Source organism: Mycobacterium sp. GA-0227b, from assembly GCF_001499855.1.
Classification (GTDB): Bacteria; Actinomycetota; Actinomycetes; order Mycobacteriales; family Mycobacteriaceae; genus Mycobacterium.
Genome location: NZ_LQIK01000023.1, coordinates 41441 through 61534 on the forward strand (window position 1 = coordinate 41441; position 20094 = coordinate 61534).

Sequence of the window (20094 nt, forward strand, 5' to 3'; positions counted from 1 at the left end):
TTCCCTCTTTCAAGCTATAAACGCACCGGGGGGCTTGCGGCAAGGCCGGGGTGATGGCTCAAAATCGCTGGCCTGACCCGAAACTCGGTGGTGAGCTGAAAGAAAGTGGGGCGGCGTGCCGATCGATGGCTACGACGACGAATTGCGGTCGGAACAGCGATATATAACCGGTTTGTATGCGCGCCTCGACGCCGAGCGCGCCCGAGTGAAGGAGCGCTATAGCGCGGCGCTGCGTGGCGACGGCGGGTCGCTCGTCGACCGCGATGCGGAGGTGCGCGCGGTCGCCAAGCGGATGAACCGCCTCGACGTGGCCGATCACGGACTGTGCTTCGGCCGGTTGGACAGCGTCGCAGGCGAACGCCTCTACATCGGTCGCATCGGATTGTTCGACGAGGCCGACGAGTACGAACCGCTGCTGCTCGACTGGCGGGCGCCGGCGGCGCGCGCGTTTTACGTCGCGACCGGCGCCCGCCCCGAGGGCATGCGTCGGCGCCGCCAGTTTCACTCCCTCGGGCGTCGCGTCACCGACTTCACCGACGAAGTCCTCGGCAGACCCGCCGGCGGCGAGCGCGGCGACGCGGCGCTGCTGGCGGCGGTCAACGCGCCGCGCGGCGACGGGATGCGCGACATCGTCGCGACGATCCAAGCCGAACAGGACGAGATCATCCGACTCGACCACCCGGGCGTCCTGGTGATCGAAGGTGGACCCGGCACGGGTAAGACCGTCGTCGCCCTGCACCGCGTCGCGTACCTGCTCTACACCCAGCGGGAGCGGATGGAACGCCACGGGGTGCTGGTGATCGGCCCGAACCCGGCGTTCCTGCGCCACATCGGCCGGGTGCTGCCGTCGTTGGGCGAGACCAACGTCGTCTTCATGACGACCGGCGACCTCGTTCCCGGTGTGCGGGCCACCGCCGAGGACGAGCCGGACGCGGTGCGGGCGAAGGGCTCATTGAAGATGCTCGACGTGCTGGCGGCGGCGATCGCCGACCGGCAACGCGTCCCCGAGCAGCCGCTGCCCGTCAAGCTGGCCGACGTCACCGTGCAGATCGATGCCGAAACCGCCGAGTGGGCCATTCAGGAAGCACGGGAAAGCGGTCTGCCGCACAACGACGCCCGGGCGGTGTTCATCGACGTCATAACGTGGGTGCTGACCGAGCGCGCGATCGCCCGGATCGGCAGGGGCTGGCTGACTCGCGACGACAAGCAGGCATGGGAGCACCTGCGGGCCGAACTGCTCGACGAGCTCGGTGATCACGATGAGTTCGCTGCGGCGCTCGACCGGCTCTGGCCCGAGTTGACGCCGCACACACTGTTGGCGGAGCTTTACGAATCCCGCCAACGACTCACGGCCGCAGGCGCGGACGACTCGCTGTGGCGCGCGCAGGGCGACGCCTGGACGGTGTCGGATGTGCCGCTGCTCGACGAACTGGTCGACATGCTCGGCGGCATCAAGCCCGATGCCGCCGCGGAGAAGGAACGGCAGGAGGAGGCCGCGTACGCCGCCGGGGTGCTGGACCTGATGGTCGCCCGCGAGGATCTGATGGACGACGAGGACCATCTGATCGCCACCGACCTGCTCGAGGCCGAGGAGCTCGCCGACCGCTTCGTCGAACGCGATACCCGCGACCTCGCCGACCGCGCTGCCGCGGACCGCGATTGGACGTACCGGCACGTCGTCGTCGACGAAGCACAGGAATTGTCCGAAATGGAGTGGCGGGTGTTGATGCGTCGCTGCCCGAGCAAGTCGTTCACCGTGGTCGGCGATCTCGCCCAGCGCGGATCGGCGGCGGGCGCGGCGTCATGGGCCGCGATGCTCGATCCGTATGTGGCTGGACGTTGGGTCTACCGGCCGCTGACGGTGAACTACCGCACGCCGGCGGAGATCATGGCCGTCGCCGCCGGCCTTCTCGGCGAGTTCGCCCCCGGGGTGCAGCCTCCCGAATCGGTTCGCGCCAGCGGTGTCCGGCCGTGGTCACGACACGTCAGCGAAGACGAATTGCCGCGCGCCATCGAGGATTTCGTCCGCGACGAGGCCGGCCGCGAGGGCACCTGCGTCGTGATCGGACCACCTGGGGCGCAGGGAACGGTGTCACCGGCCGAGACGAAAGGCCTGGAGTTCGACGCGGTTCTGGTCGTGGAGCCGGACCGGATCCTGGCCGACGGCACTCGCGGCGCCGCCGACCTCTACGTCGCTCTGACTCGCGCCACCCAACGACTCGGCGTGCTGCACTGCGAACCGTTGCCGCCGGCTCTGAGTGGACTGAGCCAGGTGGAAGCCGTGGCCGACTGACCGAACGTCAGACGGTCAGCGACGCGTTCACCACTGGCTCAGCTGGCACTGCACGGTGTAGGGACCGTCCTGCTGCACGGCGATCTGACCGTCGATCGTGATCTCGCAGTGCGGGTTCGGCGGGGCCGTCATCGCGTGCACGCCGGTGCTCGCGGTCAGGATCGCCCACTGCGGGTCCTCGAGCGTGGTCTCGAACACCCACGGCACGCCCGGCGCCAAATTCACCGTCTCCTTTTTCAGGTAGGCGTACGCGTCGGCGTTGTAGGCCTCCTTGCTCGGAGGTTGCGCTATCAGATAGTTGAGCTGGAAGTCGGCGGCGCCTGTCGACGTCAACGTGTACCGGACCTGATGACCGGCCGACTGAGCGTCCGCCGTCGCATGGCTGACCGCGACCGACGCCGCTGCCACCATGAAGGCCGCCCCGACCTTGGCTGTAGCTGTTCGCATGACCGTCACATCGCCGGACGGTACCAAATCGTTACGGCCATCTTTGGACGAGCGTGCGCGTCTGCGCGCGACACGCCGCCATCATTCGGCGGTTTGCGCACGTTCGCGACGGGCGAATGGCACAGTTCACCCGTGGACAGCCCAACCGAGAGCCGCGTGCTCGCCGACACCGGCGGGCTCGTCGTCACCGACGACGGCCGGCGGGTACTCCTCGTCGACCGAGGCACCGGATTCCTGACAGTGCTGGCATTCGTGCTCGGCATTGTGACGCTCGTGGTGGCAGGTTTCGGTGTCGTCGCCGTGCTGTCAGGCGTTCCATCCCGCACGTTGGGAGCGGCGTTCGTGGCGGTCGGTGTGGCGCTTGCGGCGGTGACGTTCGTCATCGTGCGCAAGTTCCGTCGCATGCGGAGCCGACCGCTGCACGAGTGCCGGCCGGCAGCGGTACTCGACCGCAAGCTCGGACTGTTCAGCTACCGCGGCGGCGCGCTGGTGCAGCTCGACCAGGTGCGGTTCGCCCGGAAATTCCAGATCGGTTCCAGCTCACCGAAACTCGTAGCGCTGACTCCGGGTGGGACGAAGCTGCTCAAGCGCGGCAATCCGTTCGACGGCGGGGTCGGCCACGTGGATGAGCTGCTCAACTCAGTCGCCCGCGGCGCCGGCTGAATCACCAGGAGAGCACCATGCCACGACTCGATCCGGTTCCGCGCGCGAAGGTCAGCGACGAATTCACGCTGAACATGTACGACTTCATGTTCGGCGACCGCGATCCGATCGCCGAACCCGGCACCATCGGCGGGACGACCGGGGACTGGTGGACGGTGTTCGCCCAATCCCCTGCGGCGTTGCGACACGCGGTCCGCGGCTTTCGGCTCTACCGCGAGGAGGTCACCATCCGGCCCGACCACCGGGAGCTGGGCCAGATTCGGGCCGGCTGGGTGGTGGGTAGCCAGTTCGTTTTCTCCCAGCACTGCAAGGCATGTCGGTCGGCGGGGCTGTCGGAGGAGAAGATCGCCGCGATCCCGTCCTGGCAGACCGCCGACTGCTTCGACCACACCGAACGCCTACTACTCGCCTACACCGACTGCCTGGCGGGTCAGCAGGGCCGAGTGCCCGAGCGGCTGTTCGAACAGTTGCGCGAGGTCTTCGGCGATCGCGAGATCCTCGAATTCACCTACACCACAACGATGTATGTGATGCATGCGATCATGTCGCGGGCCCTGCGGCTGGAGTTCGACGACCGCGACGACCCGGTTGTCGAAGTGAAGGCCGCCGACGGCAGCGACACACTCGACATCGGCGCCGCCACCTCGGGCGACGAGAATTAGGCGCGGTTGAGGCGTGAAAGCACCTCGGCCAACACGCCCTCGACCGCGACGTCCTTCTGCTCCCCCGTCGCCAGGCTCTTCACACCGATGGTGCCCGCCTCGATATCGCGGTCACCCGCCACCAGCGCAAGCAACGCACCCGAGCGGTCCGCGGCGCGCATCGCACCCTTGATGCCCCGGTCGCCGTAGGCCAGGTCGATCCGCACGCCCGCCGCACGCAAACGCGCAGCCAACACCGCCAGCCGCACCTTTGCCTGCTCCCCCAGCGGAACACCGAATACGTCGACCCGCGCCGTCCCGCCGACGCTCTTGCCCTCCTTCTTCAGCGCCAACACCGTGCGATCGACACCCAGACCAAATCCGATGCCGGACAGGTCTTTTCCGCCGAGCTGGGCCATCAGCCCGTCGTAGCGACCACCGCCGCCGATACCCGACTGGGCACCCAAGCCGTCATGCACGAACTCGAACGTCGTCTTGGTGTAGTAGTCCAGCCCGCGCACCATCCGCGGATTGATGACGTACGGCACCTCCAGCGCGTCGAGATGCGCCAGCACACTGTCGAAGTGCTGCTTGGCGACATCGGACAGGTGATCCAACATCACCGGCGCGTCGGCGGTCATCGCGCGCACCGCAGGGCGCTTGTCGTCGAGCACCCGCAGCGGGTTGATCTCCGCGCGCCGGCGTGTCTCCTCGTCGAGGTCGAGCTTGAACAGGAACTCCTGTAACAACTCTCGGTACTGCGGACGGCAGGTGTCGTCGCCCAGCGAGGTGATCTCGAGACGGAAGCCGTCGAGCCCCAGCGAGCGGAAACCGGCATCGGCGATCGCGATCACCTCGGCGTCGAGGGCCGGGTCGTCAACACCGATGGCCTCCACGCCCACCTGCTGCAGCTGGCGGTAACGGCCGGCCTGCGGGCGTTCGTACCGGAAGAACGGTCCGGCGTAGCACAGCTTGACCGGCAGCGGGCCACGGTCGAGCCCATGCTCGATGACGGCGCGAATCACGCCCGCGGTGCCTTCGGGTCGCAGGGTCACCGACCGGCCACCGCGATCGGCGAAGGTGTACATCTCCTTCGACACCACATCGGTGGACTCGCCCACCCCCCGGGCGAACAGCGCGGTGTCCTCGAAGATCGGCAGTTCGATGTCGCCGTAACCGGCACGCCGGGCCGTGTCGAGCAGACCGTCGCGCACGCCGACGAACTGTGCCGAATCGGGCGGCAGGTAGTCCGGGACGCCCTTGGGCGCCTGAAAATCACTCACTGGAGCTCACTAGGTCAAGCCTTCGAGGAACGGGTTGGTGCGGCGTTCGACGCCGATCGTGGTCTTCGGGCCGTGTCCCGGTAGTACCACGGTGTCGTCGTCGAGCACCAACAGTTTGTTGACGATCGAGCCGAGCAGGTCCCGGCCGCTGCCGCCCGGCAGGTCCGTGCGGCCCACCGACTGCCGGAACAGGGTATCGCCCGTGAACACCACCGAGCCGGGGCCCGACCCGATGGCCGAGTCGACGCTGAACACCACCGACCCGCGGGTGTGGCCCGGCGTGTGGTCGATGGTGACCGTGACGCCACCCAACTCGACCTTGTCGCCGTCCCTGTCGAGTTCGACGACCTGCTTCGGCTCCCGGAACAGCGCCCCGAAAGCATTGCGGGCAAGCCCGCCGAGGAAACCGGCCCCGAAGTCCTTGATCGGGTCGGTCAGCATGAAGCGGTCCTCGGGATGGATATATGCCGGGCAGCCGTAGGTGTCCGCCACCTTCTGTGCCGACCAGATGTGGTCGATGTGCCCGTGGGTCAGCAGCACCGCCGCGGGTGTCAGGTGGTTGTCGTCCAGGATCCGGCGCAGCGGCCCCATCGCCCGCTGACCGGGGTCGACGACGATGGCGTCGGCCCCGGTCCGTGGGGCCAGCACGTAGCAGTTACACGCCAGCATGCCGGCCGCAAACCCGGTGATGAACACGGCCTCCAGTTTCCCACCCCGCGATGACGTGGGGCGCAGCGCCACACTCAGCAACGCCTGGCACACTCGTTTCCGACCGATCGACACGAGGAGGACACCGGCGGTGCCGACCAACGAACAGCGGCGGGCGACAGCGAAGCGCAAACTCGAGCGGCAGATGGAACGCCGCGAGGAAAAAGCACGCAAGCGGCGTCTGTACACCATCGTCGCCTCGGTCGCGGGCGCGATCGTCGTGATCGCCGCGGTGGTCGCCACGGTCGTCATCACCAGGGATTCGGGCAGTCAGACGGCGGCCGCCACCGAAAGCTCCCCCGCCTCCGCCGCGCCGTCGGCGCCGGGCGGGCTGCCCGCGTTCGTCGCACCCGCCGGACTTGGCGAGAACTGCCAGTATCCGGCGTCGGCGGAAAAGGCCAGCAAGGACGTCAAGCCGCCGCGCTCCGGCAAGGTGCCCACCGACCCCGCCGAGGTCAGCGTCAGCATGTCGACCGACCAGGGCAACATCGGCCTGATACTCGACAACGCCAAGGCACCGTGCACGGTCAACAACTTCGCCAGCCTCGCCCAGCAGGGCTACTTCGACGGCACCACCTGCCACCGGCTGACCACGGCCGAACAGCTCAAGGTGCTGCAGTGCGGTGACCCGGTCGGCGACGGCACCGGCGGCCCGGGTTACTCGTTCGCCAACGAGTATCCGACCAACCAGTACCAACCCGGCGACCCGAAGCTTCAAGAGCCGGTCACCTATCCGCGCGGCACCGTCGCCATGGCCAACGCCGGCGCGAACACCAACGGCAGCCAGTTCTTCCTCGTCTACCAGGACTCGAAGCTGCCACCGAACTACACGGTGTTCGGCAGGATCGACGAAACCGGCCTGGCCACGCTGGACAAGATCGCCAAGGCCGGCGTCGCCGGCGGCGGTCAGGACGGTGCACCGGCCACTCCGGTCAAGGTGAAGTCGATCCTGCTGGACTGATGACGACACCGCCGAGCGGCGGATTCCAGCCGCAGCCACCGCCGCACGCCTATCCGCCGCATTACTACGGTTATCCGCCGCCCAAGCAGACGAACACGCTGGCCGTCGTGGCGCTGGTGTGCGCGTTCGTCTTTGCGCCGCTGGGCATCCTGTTCGGCCACATTTCGCTGTCGCAGATCAAGAGAACCGGTGAGGAGGGCCGTGGCCTGGCGATCGCCGGCCTGGTCATCGGATACCTGGTGACCGTGGCGACGGTGCTGATCATCGTCGTCAGCGTCATCTTCGTCGCGACGGTGGCGCGCGAACTCGAGTCGCTCGACGGCACGGACCCGAGCTACCCGGACGTCACGGCGACGCCGGGCCTGCAGACCAACGAGCTTCCGGAATTCAAGCCGCCCGCCACGCTCGGCGCGAACTGCCAGTACCCGCCGGCCTCCGAACCGGCCAGCAAGCCGGCCAAGCCGCCGCGAACCGGCCGGGTGCCGACCGACCCCGAGCTCGTCAGCGCCAGCATGACCACCAACAGGGGCAACATCGGCCTTCAGCTCGACAACGCCAAGGCCCCGTGCACGGTCAACAACTTCGCCAGCCTGGCCCAGCAGGGCTTCTTCGACGACACGCCGTGTCACCGCCTGACCACGAGCGACACCCTCGGGGTGCTGCAGTGCGGCGACCCGAGCGGCACCGGCATCGGTGGGCCGGGCTACCAGTTTCCGAACGAATATCCGACCAACCAGTTCCGGTTGAGCGATCCGGCGATCGAGACGCCGATCCGCTATCCGCGCGGAACGCTGGCGATGGCCAACGCGGGCGTCGGAACCAACGGCAGCCAGTTCTTTCTCGTCTACGAGGATTCGCAGCTACCGCCGACGTACACGGTGTTCGGCACGATCGACGAGACCGGCCTGGCCACGCTGGACAAGATCGCGGCCACGGGCGTCGCCGACGGCAGCGAGGACGGCGAGCCCGCCGCCGAGGTCTTGATCGAATCGATCCGACTCGACTGACCCGCCGACTCGCGACTATTCGCTGGGTGCGGTCTCGATGTAGAACTCGACGTCGTCACCTTCGACTTTGGTCACCCGCAAGTTCGCGGTGTACTCCTTGCCCTCCGGCCCGGTGAACGTGCACTCGAACTTCGTGCCCTCTTCGGCCTCGACGCCCTCGGGGCACTTCACGTCTGTGGGCTTGAACCCGGTCTGCTCCGAGACGAGGTCGACGACCGATTGCGCGGCCCCTTCCGGCTTGATCGTGGAACTGCAGCCGGCGAGCACGACGCCGAGCGAAACGAGAACAACGAGCAAGGCGGGACGCATCGTCGCAGTATCGCAGACCCGGCAAAAATTGACGGGTGTCATCTCAATTTGCCGGCGGAGCACCGAACGCGGCTCACGCCGCTTCTGCCCCATTGCGGCTCACGCCGCTTCCGCCCCATTGCGGCTCACGCCGCGGAAGTGACCCGGTAGACGTCGTACACGCCTTCCACATTCCGCACCACGTTGAGCACATGGCCGAGATGTTTGGGGTCGCCCATCTCGAAGGTGAACCTGCTGATCGCCACCCGATCGTTGGATGTCGTCACCGACGCGCTCAGAATGTTGACCTTCTCGTCGGCCAGCACCCGCGTGACGTCGGACAGCAACCGGTGCCGGTCCAGCGCCTCGACCTGGATCGCGACCAGGAACACCGACGACGGCGACGGCGCCCACTTCACCTCGATGATGCGCTCCGATTGTTGCTGCAGCGACGAGGCATTCGTGCAGTCGGTGCGGTGCACGCTCACGCCGCCGCCGCGCGTCACGAAGCCCATGATGTTGTCGCCGGGTACCGGCGTACAGCACTTGGCCAGTTTGGTCAACACACCCGGGGCGCCTGGAACGGCCACCCCGACATCGTCGCTGGTGCGGTGGCGCACCGGCATCGTCGCAGGGGTGGAGCGCTCGGCCAGTTCGTCGGAGGCTTCCTCGTCACCGCCGACCTGGGCGACCAACCGCTGCACCACATGCCGCGCCGAGACGTGACCCTCGCCCACCGCGGTGTAGAGCGCGGAGACGTCCACATACCGCAGTTCGCGGGCCAGTGCGCCCATCGATTCGGCATTCATCAACCGCTGCAACGGAAGCCCGCCACGGCGAACCTCGCGGGCGATCGCGTCCTTACCCGCCTCGAGCGCTTCCTCGCGGCGCTCCTTGGCGAACCACTGCCGGATCTTGGCCTTCGCGCGTGGCGACACCACGAAGGTCTGCCAGTCGCGCGACGGGCCGGCATTGAGCGCCTTGGAGGTGAAAACCTCGACCACTTCCCCGTTTTCGAGCTTTCGCTCGAGCGCGACGAGGCGGCCGTTGACCCGTGCGCCGATACAGCGGTGACCGACTTCGGTGTGCACCGCGTAAGCGAAGTCGACGGGTGTCGACCCGGTCGGCAGCGTGATCACGTCGCCCTTCGGGGTGAACACGAAAATCTCCTGCACCGCAAGGTCGTAACGCAGCGACTCCAGGAACTCGCCGGGGTCGGCGGCCTCACGCTGCCAGTCGAGAAGCTGTCGCATCCAGGCCATGTCGTCGATCTCGGCCGACGAGTGCTGGCTCGGAACGCCGTTGCGCCCCTTGGTTTCCTTGTAGCGCCAGTGCGCGGCGATGCCCAGTTCGGCGGTCTTGTGCATATCGTGCGTGCGGATCTGCACTTCCAGCGGTTTGCCCTCGGGCCCGACGACGGTGGTGTGCAACGACTGATAGACGCCGTACCGCGGCTGCGCGATGTAGTCCTTGAACCGCCCGGCCATCGGCTGCCACAGCGAGTGCACGACGCCGAGAGCCGCGTAACAATCCCGGATCTCGTCGCAGAGGATGCGCACGCCGACGAGATCGTGGATGTCGTCGAAGTCTCGGCCCTTGACGATCATCTTCTGGTAGATCGACCAGTAGTGCTTGGGCCTTCCTTCCACGACCGCATCGATCTTCGACGCGCTCAGCGTCGCGTTGATCTCCGCGCGCACCTTGGCGAGGTAGGTGTCGCGCGACGGCGCCCGGTCGGCGACCAGCCGCACGATCTCCTCGTACTTCTTCGGGTGCAGGATCGCGAACGCCAGGTCTTCGAGCTCCCACTTGACCGTTGCCATCCCCAGCCGGTGCGCAAGCGGAGCAATCACTTCCAGGGTTTCGCGCGCCTTGCGCGCCTGCTTCTCGGGCGGCAGGAACCGCATGGTGCGCATGTTGTGCAGCCGGTCGGCGACCTTGATCACCAGCACGCGGGCGTCGCGCGCCATCGCGATGATCATCTTGCGGATGGTCTCGCCCTCGGCGGCGGTGCCCAGCGCAACCTTGTCCAGCTTGGTGACGCCGTCGACCAGATGACCGACCTCGGTGCCGAACTCCTCGGTCAGCGCTTCCAGCGTGTACCCGGTGTCCTCGACCGTGTCATGCAGCAGCGCTGCGATCAGCGTGGTGGTGTCCATGCCGAGCTCGGCCAGGATGTTCGCCACCGCCAACGGGTGGGTGATGTACGGATCGCCCGAGCGGCGCAACTGATCGGCGTGGCGCTGTTCGGCGACCTCGTAGGCGCGCTGCAACAACTGCAGATTCGCCTTGGGGTAGATCTCTTTGTGGACCGCGACCAGCGGCTCGAGGACCGGGTTGATAGCGCTGCGCTGCGACGTCATCCGCCGCGCCAGCCGGGCGCGCACGCGGCGCGACGCGCTGGCTGAGGCTTTCGGTGTCTCCGGCGTCGGCGACTCGGGCTGCGTTTGCGGCGGCGACTGCACGGCCTGGCCCGTGCCGGGTTCCTCAGCCATGGTCACCTCCTCCAGCGATGTGTGGCCCGCCTCCGAGGATATCCCTCAGACCCGGTGCAACGATGTGACCGGCAGCGGCTCGAGCACTGCGCGACCGTTGAGCGCGGTCAGTTCGAGCAGCACCGCGGCACCGGTCACCGACGCGCCGGCGTGCTGCAGCAACCTGGCCGCCGCGGCCGCTGTTCCGCCGGTGGCGAGCACATCGTCGATGATCACCACCTTGCGGCCGCCGATGTCGATGCCGTCGGCCGGAATCTCCAGGGTCGCGGTGCCGTATTCGAGCGAATAGGTCTCGCTATGCACCGGCGGCGGCAGCTTGCCGCCCTTGCGGATCGCCAACACGCCCGTCCCCAGTCGCAGTGCGACCGCCGCACCGAGCAGAAATCCGCGCGCGTCGATGCCCGCCACCAGATCCGCGTCGGCGGCAGCTTCGGCGAGCGCATCGGTGACCGCGGCCAACCCGTGGCCGTCGGCCAACAGCGGGGTGAGGTCCTTGAACGCGATGCCCGGTTCGGGGAAGTCGGGCACCTCCCGCATCCTCTTCGCGATCAGCGTCGAGATGTCTCCCGCCGTCGGCCGGCCGGGTCCGTCGCTCACTGCTCGAGCACCCAACGGTCCATGTTCCATCCCGCGCCCCACCGGGTCGGGTTGCTGCTGACCGCGAACATCTTCTTGGACTTCAGAACGGTCCGCTGCTGTCGGTACAGCGGCAGCGTCGGCATATCGGCCCACAGCACCGGACCGCCCTCGCCGAGCAGTCGGGCCAGCTCCTTGGGGTCGTTGGTGATGGCCATCGTCGCGATGATGCGGTCGATCTGCGGGTTGGAGTACCGCGGCAGGTTGTTGCCGTTGCCGGTGTGGAACTGGTACGCGTCCATCGCCGAGGAACCGGACGACCCGCTGCCCGCCGCCCCGCCGGTGCTGGCGATGAGCACGTCGATCTCGTTGTTGCGCAACGACAGTGGGCCGACGGTGTTGCTCGCGACATCCTGAACGGTGATGCCCGCCGGCGCGCACGCCTTGGCAATCGCCCCGACGGTGGCGGCCAGCCGCGCGTTGGGGCTGTGGTAGCCGATCCTGACCGTCAACGGCCGCGCGTTGAGCGCAGCCCGCGCCGCCTCGGGGTTGGCGGCGACGAACTGCCCCGGTGCGGGGCCGCCCTCAGCCGCGCTGTACGCGTCCTCGGCGGAGGGGTTGAGCCGCGAGTTGGCGATGGGCACTTCGGCGTTGCGGGCGATCTCGTCGCGCGGTGTGCACAGGGCCAGCGCACGGCGCGCGGGCGGCGCGGCCATCACGCCCCGCGGGGCGAAGATGAGCTGTTCGATGCCGGCCGAGGGGGCGTCGGTGCGCACGTAGTCGTCGGGCATGTTCAGCGTGCCCGACGAACCGGCTGCGATGTCGACGACGTCGTAGGCGCCCTGGTTGACCTTTTCCTGGATGTCGGCGCCGCGCGGCCACACCGTCACCGTTTCGGTCACCGGTTCGGCGCCCCACCACTTGTCGTTGGCGACCAGCACGACCGCGCCGTCCTCGGTCACCTCGTCCAGCTTGTAGGGCCCCGAGGAGGGGAACTTCTTCAGGTCGATGCCCGGTTTGAGGTTCCACCCGGTGTTCCAGACCTGGGCGATGCGCTCCACCGCCGCACCGTCGTTCTGCAGGATGGCCTTCGTGACGCCCCCGTCGCCGAGCCCGAGCTGATCGGCGATGACGTGCGACGGCATCATCGACGTCGCGGAGAACAGCTGGCCGAAGTCGACGAACCCGCGATCCGGCGCGAACGACACCCGCGCCTTCTTCTGCCCCGGCGTGCAGTCCACTGATGCGATGTCGCTGTAACCGGCGCGGCTGGCGGCGTCGAAGGTTGCGAACCTGCCGGACTGCGATGCCCACGCCAACACCAGATCGTCGCAGGTGATCGGCTTGCCGTCGGAGTAGACCGCGTTGGCGTTGATCTCGTAGTCGAGCACCAACGGTTGCCTGCCGACCACAGAAATCGTTCCGAAGTCGTGATCTCCGACGATCTGCCCGTCCGGTCCGTGGTAGTTGAATCCGGTCAGGACCCGCGCGAACGCCTGCGGGCCGCCCGAGGCGGCGCCGGCGACGGTGTTGGTGTTGTAGGTGATCAGCGAGCCGTCGACGGCATAGTCCACGCTGTCGGCGGGGCTGGACGTACACGCCGACGCCAGCGCTGCGGCCAGCACCATGACCAGCGCCAGCACGCCGCAACGTCGCACCGGCCCCGGCCTTTTGCCGACGATCATCTCCCCTACCGCCGCCGGGCGTCGCGCTTGCCCGACGGTCGCCCGGTCCGGCTGCCGGTCGGCCGCACCGGACGGGCACCCGGGGCCGGCTTGTCCGGCGGCGGCGTCGTGTCGGCGCGCGCGCCTGCGGTGGCGCCGACGGTCTCCGGTTCTTCGGCGGTGCCCGTTTCGGCGGCTCGCGCCGTCGCGCCCTTGCGGCGGTTCATCACCCGGCGGGTGTGGTTGCGCACCAGTTCAGTTCGCTCCCGCAACGACACCAGCAGCGGCGTGGCGAAGTAGATCGACGAGTACGTCCCGACGATCACGCCGACCAGCTGCACCAGCGCCAGGTCCATCAGCGTGCCCACGCCCAGCAGCCACACCGCGACGACCATCAGCGCCAGAATCGGCAACACCGAGATGAGGCTGGTGTTGATCGATCGCATGAAGGTCTGGTTGACGGCGAGGTTGGCGTGCTCGGCGAACGTGCGCCGCGTCGTGTGTTCGAAGCCCTGGGTGTTCTCCTCGACCTTGTCGAACACGATGACGGTGTCATACAGCGAGAAGCCGAGGATGGTGAGCAGGCCGATCACGGTCGCGGGCGTCACCTCGAAGCCGACGAGCGAGTACACCCCTGCCGTCACCACGAGGTCGAACACCAGGGTGGCCAACGCCGCGATCGCCATGTAGCGCTCATAGCGCACGGTGATGTAGATGGCCGCCAGGACCAGGAACACCACCAAGGCGATCAACGCCTTCTGGGTGATCTGGCCGCCCCAGGTCTCCGACACCGCCGAATCACTGATCGCCTGCTTGCTCGGCTGGCCGTCGGCGCCTCTGGGCTTGAAGGCGTCGAAGAGCGCGGTGCGCAGCTCCTCGGTCTCGGCATTGGTCAGGTGCTCGGACCGGATCTGCACGGTGGCCGATCCGCCGCTGCCGACGACCACCACCGACTCCGGGCTCTGGCCCAGCGTCTTGCTGAACACGTCTTCGACCTGTTGTGTCGTCACCGTGCCCGACTCCGTCGCGGTCGGCATCGACACCTTGGTGCCGCCTTCGAAGTCGATACCGAAGGTGAAGCCGCGCAACAGCATGCTGGCCAGGCAGACCGCGACTATCAGGCCGCTGACCGTGTACCACAGCCTGCGTTTGCCGATGACCTCGAACGCACCGGTGCCGGTGTAGAGCCGGACGAAGAACCCGTGCCGCGGCGTTGCGGCCGCGAGGTCGGGCGCCTCCACCGCGCTGGTCTGTTGTTCGTCCGATGACTGCTTGGCCGCCATGTGTTAATCCCGTCCCGTCGCGTGCGCGGCTGCCCGTCGCTCCCTGGCGATCTGTTGCACCGCACCGAGGCCGTTGAGCGAAGGCTTGGCCATGGTCGGCGACTTCGACGCCATGTACACCAGCGGCCACGTCACGAGGAAGACCACCACCACGTCGAGAACCGTTGTCAGGCCGAGGGTGAACGCGAAGCCCTTGACCTGACCCACGGCCAGGATGTACAGCACCACCGCGGCAAGCAGTGTCACCGCGTTGCCGGAGACGATGGTCTTGCGCGCGCGTGCCCAGCCGCGCGGTACCGCCGACCGGAACGAACGCCCTTCGCGGATCTCGTCTTTGATGCGTTCGAAGAACACCACGAAGGAGTCCGCCGTCATGCCGATACCGATGATCAGACCGGCGATGCCGGCCAGGTCGAGCGTGTACCCGATCCATCTGCCGAGCAGCACCAGTATCGCGTAAACCATTGCGCCGGAAGCGACGAGCGACAGCGCGGTCAGTACGCCCAGCATCCGGTAGTAGAGCAGAGAGTAGAGCAGAACCAACGCCAATCCGACCGCGCCGGCAATGAGACCGGCCCGCAGTGACGACAGACCCAATGTGGCGGAGACGGTTTCGGCCTCCGACGACTCGAACGACAACGGCAGCGAGCCATACTTCAGCACGTTGGCCAATTCACGCGCGGTCTGCTGGTTGAACTGACCCGTGATCTGGGTACGTCCGCCCGGGATCGCCTCCCGGATCTCGGGTGCGCTCATCACTTTGGTGTCGAGCACGAACGCGGTCTGGGTGCCGACGTTGGCGGCGGTGAAGTCCGCCCAGGTCTTCGCTCCCTCACCCTTGAACTGGAGGTCGACGACGTACTCGCCGCGCTGCTGGTCCAGACCGGAGGTGGCGTCCTCGATCTGCTCACCGTTGATGATCGCCTTGTCCAGCAGGTACACCTGGCTGCCGTCGTCCGAGCAGGTGACGAGCGGAAGGTTCGGATCGTCATTGCCGGCGAGGACGTCTTCCTCATCGCAGCGGGTGGCCTGGAACTGCAGGGCCAGAATCTGGATCTGCTGGTCGGTGCTCTGCCGCAACTGCTTCTCGTCGGCGATGCGCTGCTGCAGCGGAACGTCCTCCGGTGACTGCGGCTCAGCCTGCGGCGGCGCGGGCGGTGCCGACGAGGGCGCCGGGGTGGGAGGCGGCTCGGGCGCCGGTTGCGTCGGCGGTTGCTGCGGATAGGGCCGCGGCTGCGGGGCCGGCGGTACCGCCGGGGCGGCGGGTGGCGCGGCGGGTGGCTCGCCCGGTTGCGTCGGAACCCCGGGCTCCGCGGGTGCGCCCGGCGGCTGGCCGGGCAGCATCGGGGCACCCGGTGGTGCGCCCGGCGGGGCCTCCGCCGGCGGCTGCTGGCCGGGGCTTTCGGCGGGGATGACATGGATGACCGGCCGGATGTACAGCCGCGCGGTCTGGCCCAGGTTGCGGGCGTCGCTGCTCTCGCTGCCGGGCACCGTGATGACGAGGTTGTTGCCGTCGATGATCACTTCGGAACCGGACACGCCGAGCCCGTTGACTCGGTCGTTGATGATCTGCTGCGCCTGGTTCAGCGCATCACGGGTGGGCGGCGACCCGTCGGGCGTGCGTGCAGTCAGGGTGACGCGGGTGCCGCCCTGCAGGTCGATGCCCAGTTTCGGCTCGGGCTTCTTGTCCCCGGTCAGAAAGACCAGGCAGAAGGCGCCGACGAGCAACACCAGAAACAGCGACAGGTAGCGGGCAGGGTGCACCGGCGTCGAAGACGATGCCACGTTTCCTCAGGTCTCCTCGAGATCGGTTCGTCAGCACCGCAAGGGTACGGGCTCCAGCTGTGTCCTTGGGCCTCGGACTCAGCCGTCGGTCTTGGTGTTCGGGCTTTCGGTGAGCTCGGTGGCCGTCGACTCGGGCTCGACGTCGTCGAACTCGTCGTCATCGGTGATGCGGTCGCGCACGGCGAGCTTCATCCAGGTGGTGACGACGCCGGGCGCGATCTCCAGCTCGACTTCGTCGTCGGTGATGCCGGTGATGGTTCCGACAAGACCCGACGTGGTGTGCACGCGGTCCCCGATTTGCAGCGAATTGTGCAGGTCGATGGTGGCCTGCATCGCCTTTTTCTGGCGGCGCGACGCGAAGAACATGAACGCGCCCAGCACGATGAGCAGGGGCAGGAAGACGACCAGATCCATGGCAACAAAGTCTTTCGTTAGGTCTTGTGGTCACGGCGCAGCGACAGTGGGGCCGCGCGCCCATAACTGACCAGTGTGCCATTGCGCATGTCCGCGCCGATGGGCCCGCCCTCCCGAGCCATCGCGATTTGCGGAGTCCTAACGGCGCTGACCGCCGGTGCGACTCCACAAATCACTCAGTAACCGGACGATTCGGTCGCGGTCGACCAGCAACGGAGACACATGCCCGGTCCCTGCGACCTCCTCGACGCGGCAGTCCGGGATGGCGGTGCACGTTCGGCGGGCCTCCTCGGGGCGCCAACCCATCACGTCCTCGCGCACCGACATCACCAGCGTGGGGACCTTGACGTCGGCCAGTAGGCCTTCCACGCCGGCGCGTTTGAGCATCATCGACCGCATCGCGTGATACATGCCGCTGCGGTCGGCATCTCGGAATGCCGCCATCGTCACCCGTGCGTGTTCCGGATGACCTGTCACGGATTCGGCGCCGAGCAGCGAGTCCGACAGCTGCTTCATGATGAAGCCGTTGGGTCCGGCAAACCGGTAGATCTCGACGAGCGGCCAACCCTTCGTGAGCTTCTCCGCCATGGTGAACCCCCGTACCGGCGTCCCGATCGTCGTGAGCGTGCGCAACCGTGGCTTGTCCGCGGCGGCGAGCCAGATACCGATGTGCCCACCCCACGCGTTGCCCACCCAGTCGACGGGCTCCGTGATGCCGAGACGATCCAATGCCTGCTCTGCTGCGGCGACGACTTCTTCGAAGGCGAAGTCGCGCCGGACGGCCTCACTCTTGCCGTGGGACGGACCGTCGATCGTGTAGACGGTTCGGTCGCGGGCGAGTGTGTCCACCAGGGCACCCCAAGACCGCGAGTCGACGAAGAGGCTGTGCCACAACACCACCGGCGGCCCCGCTCCCGTGCGACGAACGTGTAGCCGGCAGAGGTCGGTGCTGACGAAATTCGGGCTGGAGGCGGTCATGGGGCCCTCGATTACTTCGGAAACCGAAACTTCGGTAACCGTAGTATCCTCGGTGGTCATGGCTTCGTCAAGGCATCAGACGCCAGACCGTCAAGCGGTCGGACAACTACTCCTCCGTCTGCTGCGGGAGTTTCGCGACGATCTGGCAGCCCCCCGCGCCGAGGCCGGCTACGGCGATGTACGCGAGCCACACTTGGCGATCTTCGGCAATATCCGGACGGGCGGCATCCGGCTCACCGAACTCGCCGATCGCGCCCAGCTGAGCCTTGCTGCGACCTCGGAGCTAGTCAACGACCTCGAGTCGCTGGGCTACCTCAGCCGAGCGCCGGATCCCGCGGACGGCCGGGCCAAGCTGATCGATCTGACCAAACGCGGACGAGCTCTCATGGCCGACGCCGGCGCCCGCGTCGCCGACATCGAAGCGCGCTGGGCGGACGTCGTCGGTGAACGGAACTTCGCTCAGATGTGCCAGACGATGCAACGCCTGTTGGACGGACTCAACCCCGAAGATGCCCGGCGCTAGAAGGTGGCGGCGCCCACCAGCGTGGCGACGAAACGGTGGATGTCGTCGGCGGTGAGTTCGACGCCGTCGACCTCGAGGTCGATCAGGTGCGAAAGGAGATCGTCGGTCGGCTTCCAGCAGCGGTCGGCGATCATCACATCGACGTACTGGTACAGCGCTTCTTCGTCGTGCGACGTCATCGGACCCGCGGCCCACCGCGCGAACATCGGCCAGTCCTCTTCAGGGAAGCCGAGTGCCTCACACACCGCAGTTGCTGAATGTTGGCGTGCGGCAATGGAATCAGTGATGCCACGCCTCTCGGCCATCCGGGTCTCCTAAGCAATAAGTGAAAAGGCGGTTTATCGGCGCCACCGATACGGCGCGGTTACATAGCCAGGCTAGCTTCTGTGCAGGACTCGTTCAGTCATGCAGATCACAGCGACCCGGTGAGACTCGTCGCACGGGCGTCGACTTGGGACCTACGTCACCCGAACCCGGACACGACGAGACGCGCAGTGCCCCGAACACGGCGCGCGTCGGGGCACTGCGCGTCTGATACAGGCAGTTACCGGTGTGCGAAGCGGCCGCGGCTCCCACCACCGCTGCGGAACCTGTCCAGCAGGCTGCGGCGGCGCGGCGGCGTGGTGTCGGCCGTGGGGCCGACGACCTCGGTCCGCTGCTCGGCCATCGCGGGCTGCGCAGCCGCCACGGGTTGGTCCGTAGACGTCGTGCGTTGCTCTGCCATCGCGGGCTCACCGACAACGGGAGCAGGTTCGGCGACGGTGTGAGCCGGCTGCTCGGCGACCGCGCCCGCAGTCACCGGGCGGTCCGCCCACTCGACGTCACGAACGCTGCGCACCGAGATCCGCCCCAGCGCGGCCGCGCCGAGGAAGACGATCAGCGCGCCGAGCCCGTAGAAGTACGTCAGCTCGAGCGCGACCTCTTTGCCTTCGGTCGCGGCGACAGGCACACCCGCATCGCCGATCCCCAGCGGTCCGGCCAGGGCACGGCCGATGATGAACCACGCGCCGCCCGCGACGGCCAGCCAGCCGCCCAGCATCGCCGTCGCGCGGTTACGCGACATGAGCAGCAGCAATCCGCCCAGCACGGTCACCACGCCCGGCAGCACCTCCAGCCAGCCACGCCCGGTCGTCCACGTCCACGCCTGATCCGGGCTGAACGCGAAATTGAACAGCGGGCCGACGAATGGAACCAGCGCACCCCACGCGCCCAACAGAATCAACAGGAAACCGCTCATGGCCCCGCGGCTGCGCGGCATCCGCATCCGCCCACCCCGCGGCCGTACACGCGTATCGGTCATCATGCCTCCTAGGTCGCTGGCTGATTACCCACGTTGACGGCCCCGTAACCGGTGTTTGGCTACGTTTGGCCCTATGCGACTCGACGGTGACACAGCCCGCCGCGTTTTGGCCGACGCGTGGGACCGCTGGGCACGCCGGTGCGCGCAACTGACGGCGCAGGAGTGGGCGACACCGACCCGATGTAACGGCTGGGACGTTGCGGCGCTGCTCGCCCACGTCACTCCCGAGCCGGCCATGTTCGACCGGTTCGCCGACGCGGTCATCGCAGGGCCCGCCGCGGTCACGGACGCCGCGGTGCTGTTGCGCCGCTTCAACGAGCCCGACGGGGTGGCCAACACGGACGCCGAGAGCCTCGCCGAGTCGGCCGTGTCGCGAGCCGCAGCCCTGACCCCGCAGGCCGCCGCCGACCGGTTCACCGAATGCGCGCGGCTCCTGCGCGCCACCCCGATGCCGGCCGACATCGCGATCGCGTATCCGTTCGTCGGCAGCACCACGTTGGCGGTCGTCGCCGAGACCGCCTTGATGGAGGCGACGGTGCACCTGCTCGACCTTGCCGACGCGGTCGGCGGGGTCGAACCGTCCACCGAAGCGGTGACGGCGACGCGCGACTTGCTGATCGCCGTGCCGGATCCCACCGCCGCTGTCGAAGTGCTCGCCGGGCGCTCGGCCCCAGAAGCGGCCGTCCCGGCGATCCGCTGACCAGGCGCTACGCCACACGCCAAGCCCGGTCGCATGCCGGACGGGCATCAGGAATACAATTAGTTTTACTAACGATGTAATTGGT

General features: G+C 67.7%; 20 protein-coding genes. 7 read left to right on the forward strand and 13 right to left on the reverse strand.

What is annotated here, in order from left to right; all coding sequences use genetic code 11:
- Nucleotides 1-115 precede the first annotated feature (115 nt).
- Nucleotides 116-2293 carry an RNA polymerase recycling motor ATPase HelR gene (gene helR, locus AU185_RS13585; RefSeq protein WP_502687987.1) on the forward strand — a complete coding sequence of 726 codons (2178 nt, stop codon included), beginning with the start codon at nucleotides 116-118 and terminating at the stop codon, nucleotides 2291-2293.
- A gap of 27 nt (nucleotides 2294-2320) precedes the next feature.
- Here the strand turns inward: helR and AU185_RS13590 are convergent, their stop codons facing one another.
- Complete coding sequence (locus AU185_RS13590; RefSeq protein ID WP_156425520.1) at nucleotides 2321-2740, reverse strand: Rv2576c family protein; 420 nt, start codon at nucleotides 2738-2740, stop codon at nucleotides 2321-2323.
- Nucleotides 2741-2872: 132 nt separating this feature from the next.
- Between AU185_RS13590 and AU185_RS25360 the strand changes: the two genes are divergently transcribed.
- The gene (locus tag AU185_RS25360) at nucleotides 2873-3403 is read left to right on the forward strand and encodes a hypothetical protein (protein WP_172800213.1); all 531 of its coding nucleotides are present in this window, start codon (nucleotides 2873-2875) and stop codon (nucleotides 3401-3403) included.
- Between the two features lie 17 nt (nucleotides 3404-3420).
- The gene (locus AU185_RS13600; protein WP_059099910.1) at nucleotides 3421-4065 is read left to right on the forward strand and encodes a carboxymuconolactone decarboxylase family protein; all 645 of its coding nucleotides are present in this window, start codon (nucleotides 3421-3423) and stop codon (nucleotides 4063-4065) included.
- On the opposite strand, the gene hisS is transcribed toward AU185_RS13600, so the two are convergent.
- Entirely contained in the window at nucleotides 4062-5327 is a 1266-nt protein-coding gene (gene hisS / locus AU185_RS13605; protein ID WP_059099909.1) for a histidine--tRNA ligase, read from the reverse strand. The two genes, AU185_RS13600 and hisS, sit on opposite strands and share 4 nt — an antisense overlap.
- Nucleotides 5328-5336: 9 nt before the next feature.
- Nucleotides 5337-6023 carry an MBL fold metallo-hydrolase gene (locus AU185_RS13610; protein WP_059100155.1) on the reverse strand — a complete coding sequence of 229 codons (687 nt, stop codon included), beginning with the start codon at nucleotides 6021-6023 and terminating at the stop codon, nucleotides 5337-5339.
- Nucleotides 6024-6126: 103 nt separating this feature from the next.
- Between AU185_RS13610 and AU185_RS13615 the strand changes: the two genes are divergently transcribed.
- Nucleotides 6127-6996: a peptidylprolyl isomerase gene (locus AU185_RS13615; protein ID WP_059099908.1), complete on the forward strand. Its 870-nt coding sequence runs from the start codon at nucleotides 6127-6129 to the stop codon at nucleotides 6994-6996.
- Nucleotides 6996-8003, forward strand: a complete 1008-nt coding sequence (locus AU185_RS13620; RefSeq protein WP_059099907.1) for a peptidylprolyl isomerase — start codon at nucleotides 6996-6998, stop codon at nucleotides 8001-8003. The genes AU185_RS13615 and AU185_RS13620 overlap by 1 nt, the downstream gene beginning before the upstream one ends.
- A gap of 15 nt (nucleotides 8004-8018) precedes the next feature.
- On the opposite strand, the gene AU185_RS13625 is transcribed toward AU185_RS13620, so the two are convergent.
- The 8 genes from AU185_RS13625 to AU185_RS13660 form a co-directional block, all read right to left on the reverse strand.
- Nucleotides 8019-8312 (reverse strand): DUF4333 domain-containing protein, encoded by a 294-nt coding sequence (locus AU185_RS13625; RefSeq protein WP_059099906.1) that lies wholly within the window; start codon nucleotides 8310-8312, stop codon nucleotides 8019-8021.
- Between the two features lie 125 nt (nucleotides 8313-8437).
- Complete coding sequence (locus tag AU185_RS13630; protein ID WP_059100154.1) at nucleotides 8438-10786, reverse strand: RelA/SpoT family protein; 2349 nt, start codon at nucleotides 10784-10786, stop codon at nucleotides 8438-8440.
- A gap of 45 nt (nucleotides 10787-10831) precedes the next feature.
- On the reverse strand, nucleotides 10832-11413 hold the full coding sequence (locus AU185_RS13635; RefSeq protein ID WP_082683885.1) for an adenine phosphoribosyltransferase: 582 nt from the start codon (nucleotides 11411-11413) through the stop codon (nucleotides 10832-10834).
- Nucleotides 11380-12990 carry an ABC transporter substrate-binding protein gene (locus AU185_RS13640; RefSeq protein WP_059100152.1) on the reverse strand — a complete coding sequence of 537 codons (1611 nt, stop codon included), beginning with the start codon at nucleotides 12988-12990 and terminating at the stop codon, nucleotides 11380-11382. The genes AU185_RS13635 and AU185_RS13640 overlap by 34 nt, the downstream gene beginning before the upstream one ends.
- 62 nt (nucleotides 12991-13052) lie before the next feature.
- Nucleotides 13053-14309 (reverse strand): protein translocase subunit SecF, encoded by a 1257-nt coding sequence (gene secF, locus AU185_RS13645; RefSeq protein WP_059099905.1) that lies wholly within the window; start codon nucleotides 14307-14309, stop codon nucleotides 13053-13055.
- A 3-nt stretch (nucleotides 14310-14312) separates the two neighbouring features.
- Nucleotides 14313-16094 (reverse strand): protein translocase subunit SecD, encoded by a 1782-nt coding sequence (gene secD / locus AU185_RS13650; protein ID WP_059099904.1) that lies wholly within the window; start codon nucleotides 16092-16094, stop codon nucleotides 14313-14315.
- A 78-nt stretch (nucleotides 16095-16172) separates the two neighbouring features.
- The gene (yajC, locus tag AU185_RS13655; protein ID WP_059099903.1) at nucleotides 16173-16508 is read right to left on the reverse strand and encodes a preprotein translocase subunit YajC; all 336 of its coding nucleotides are present in this window, start codon (nucleotides 16506-16508) and stop codon (nucleotides 16173-16175) included.
- Between the two features lie 138 nt (nucleotides 16509-16646).
- Nucleotides 16647-17486: an alpha/beta fold hydrolase gene (locus AU185_RS13660; RefSeq protein WP_059099902.1), complete on the reverse strand. Its 840-nt coding sequence runs from the start codon at nucleotides 17484-17486 to the stop codon at nucleotides 16647-16649.
- Nucleotides 17487-17544: 58 nt separating this feature from the next.
- On the opposite strand from AU185_RS13660, the gene AU185_RS13665 reads away from it, so the two are divergent.
- Nucleotides 17545-18009, forward strand: coding sequence for a MarR family winged helix-turn-helix transcriptional regulator (locus AU185_RS13665; RefSeq protein ID WP_059100151.1), 465 nt, complete (start codon nucleotides 17545-17547; stop codon nucleotides 18007-18009).
- On the opposite strand, the gene AU185_RS13670 is transcribed toward AU185_RS13665, so the two are convergent.
- Nucleotides 18006-18254, reverse strand: a complete 249-nt coding sequence (locus AU185_RS13670) for a cytochrome P450 (protein ID WP_231740329.1) — start codon at nucleotides 18252-18254, stop codon at nucleotides 18006-18008. The two genes, AU185_RS13665 and AU185_RS13670, sit on opposite strands and share 4 nt — an antisense overlap.
- 299 nt (nucleotides 18255-18553) lie before the next feature.
- Entirely contained in the window at nucleotides 18554-19309 is a 756-nt protein-coding gene (locus AU185_RS13675) for a hypothetical protein (RefSeq protein WP_059100150.1), read from the reverse strand.
- A gap of 73 nt (nucleotides 19310-19382) precedes the next feature.
- Between AU185_RS13675 and AU185_RS13680 the strand changes: the two genes are divergently transcribed.
- A complete protein-coding gene (locus AU185_RS13680) occupies nucleotides 19383-20009 on the forward strand; it encodes a maleylpyruvate isomerase N-terminal domain-containing protein (protein ID WP_059099900.1) in 627 nt (208 codons plus the stop codon).
- Nucleotides 20010-20094 lie beyond the last annotated feature (85 nt).

What these genes read in the sequence shown, in the direction of transcription:
- AU185_RS13590 (WP_156425520.1), bottom strand. Translation starts at nt 2,740, where the DNA reads ATGCGAACAGCTACAGCCAAGGTCGGGGCGGCCTTCATGGTGGCAGCG.
- AU185_RS13600 (WP_059099910.1), top strand. Translation starts at nt 3,421, where the DNA reads ATGCCACGACTCGATCCGGTTCCGCGCGCGAAGGTCAGCGACGAATTC.
- AU185_RS13620 (WP_059099907.1), top strand. Translation starts at nt 6,996, where the DNA reads ATGACGACACCGCCGAGCGGCGGATTCCAGCCGCAGCCACCGCCGCAC.
- AU185_RS13625 (WP_059099906.1), bottom strand. Translation starts at nt 8,312, where the DNA reads ATGCGTCCCGCCTTGCTCGTTGTTCTCGTTTCGCTCGGCGTCGTGCTC.
- AU185_RS13630 (WP_059100154.1), bottom strand. Translation starts at nt 10,786, where the DNA reads ATGGCTGAGGAACCCGGCACGGGCCAGGCCGTGCAGTCGCCGCCGCAA.
- AU185_RS13635 (WP_082683885.1), bottom strand. Translation starts at nt 11,413, where the DNA reads ATGGAACATGGACCGTTGGGTGCTCGAGCAGTGAGCGACGGACCCGGC.
- AU185_RS13640 (WP_059100152.1), bottom strand. Translation starts at nt 12,990, where the DNA reads ATGGTGCTGGCCGCAGCGCTGGCGTCGGCGTGTACGTCCAGCCCCGCC.
- secF (WP_059099905.1), bottom strand. Translation starts at nt 14,309, where the DNA reads ATGGCGGCCAAGCAGTCATCGGACGAACAACAGACCAGCGCGGTGGAG.
- yajC (WP_059099903.1), bottom strand. Translation starts at nt 16,508, where the DNA reads ATGGATCTGGTCGTCTTCCTGCCCCTGCTCATCGTGCTGGGCGCGTTC.
- AU185_RS13660 (WP_059099902.1), bottom strand. Translation starts at nt 17,486, where the DNA reads ATGACCGCCTCCAGCCCGAATTTCGTCAGCACCGACCTCTGCCGGCTA.
- AU185_RS13665 (WP_059100151.1), top strand. Translation starts at nt 17,545, where the DNA reads ATGGCTTCGTCAAGGCATCAGACGCCAGACCGTCAAGCGGTCGGACAA.
- AU185_RS13675 (WP_059100150.1), bottom strand. Translation starts at nt 19,309, where the DNA reads ATGACCGATACGCGTGTACGGCCGCGGGGTGGGCGGATGCGGATGCCG.
- AU185_RS13680 (WP_059099900.1), top strand. Translation starts at nt 19,383, where the DNA reads ATGCGACTCGACGGTGACACAGCCCGCCGCGTTTTGGCCGACGCGTGG.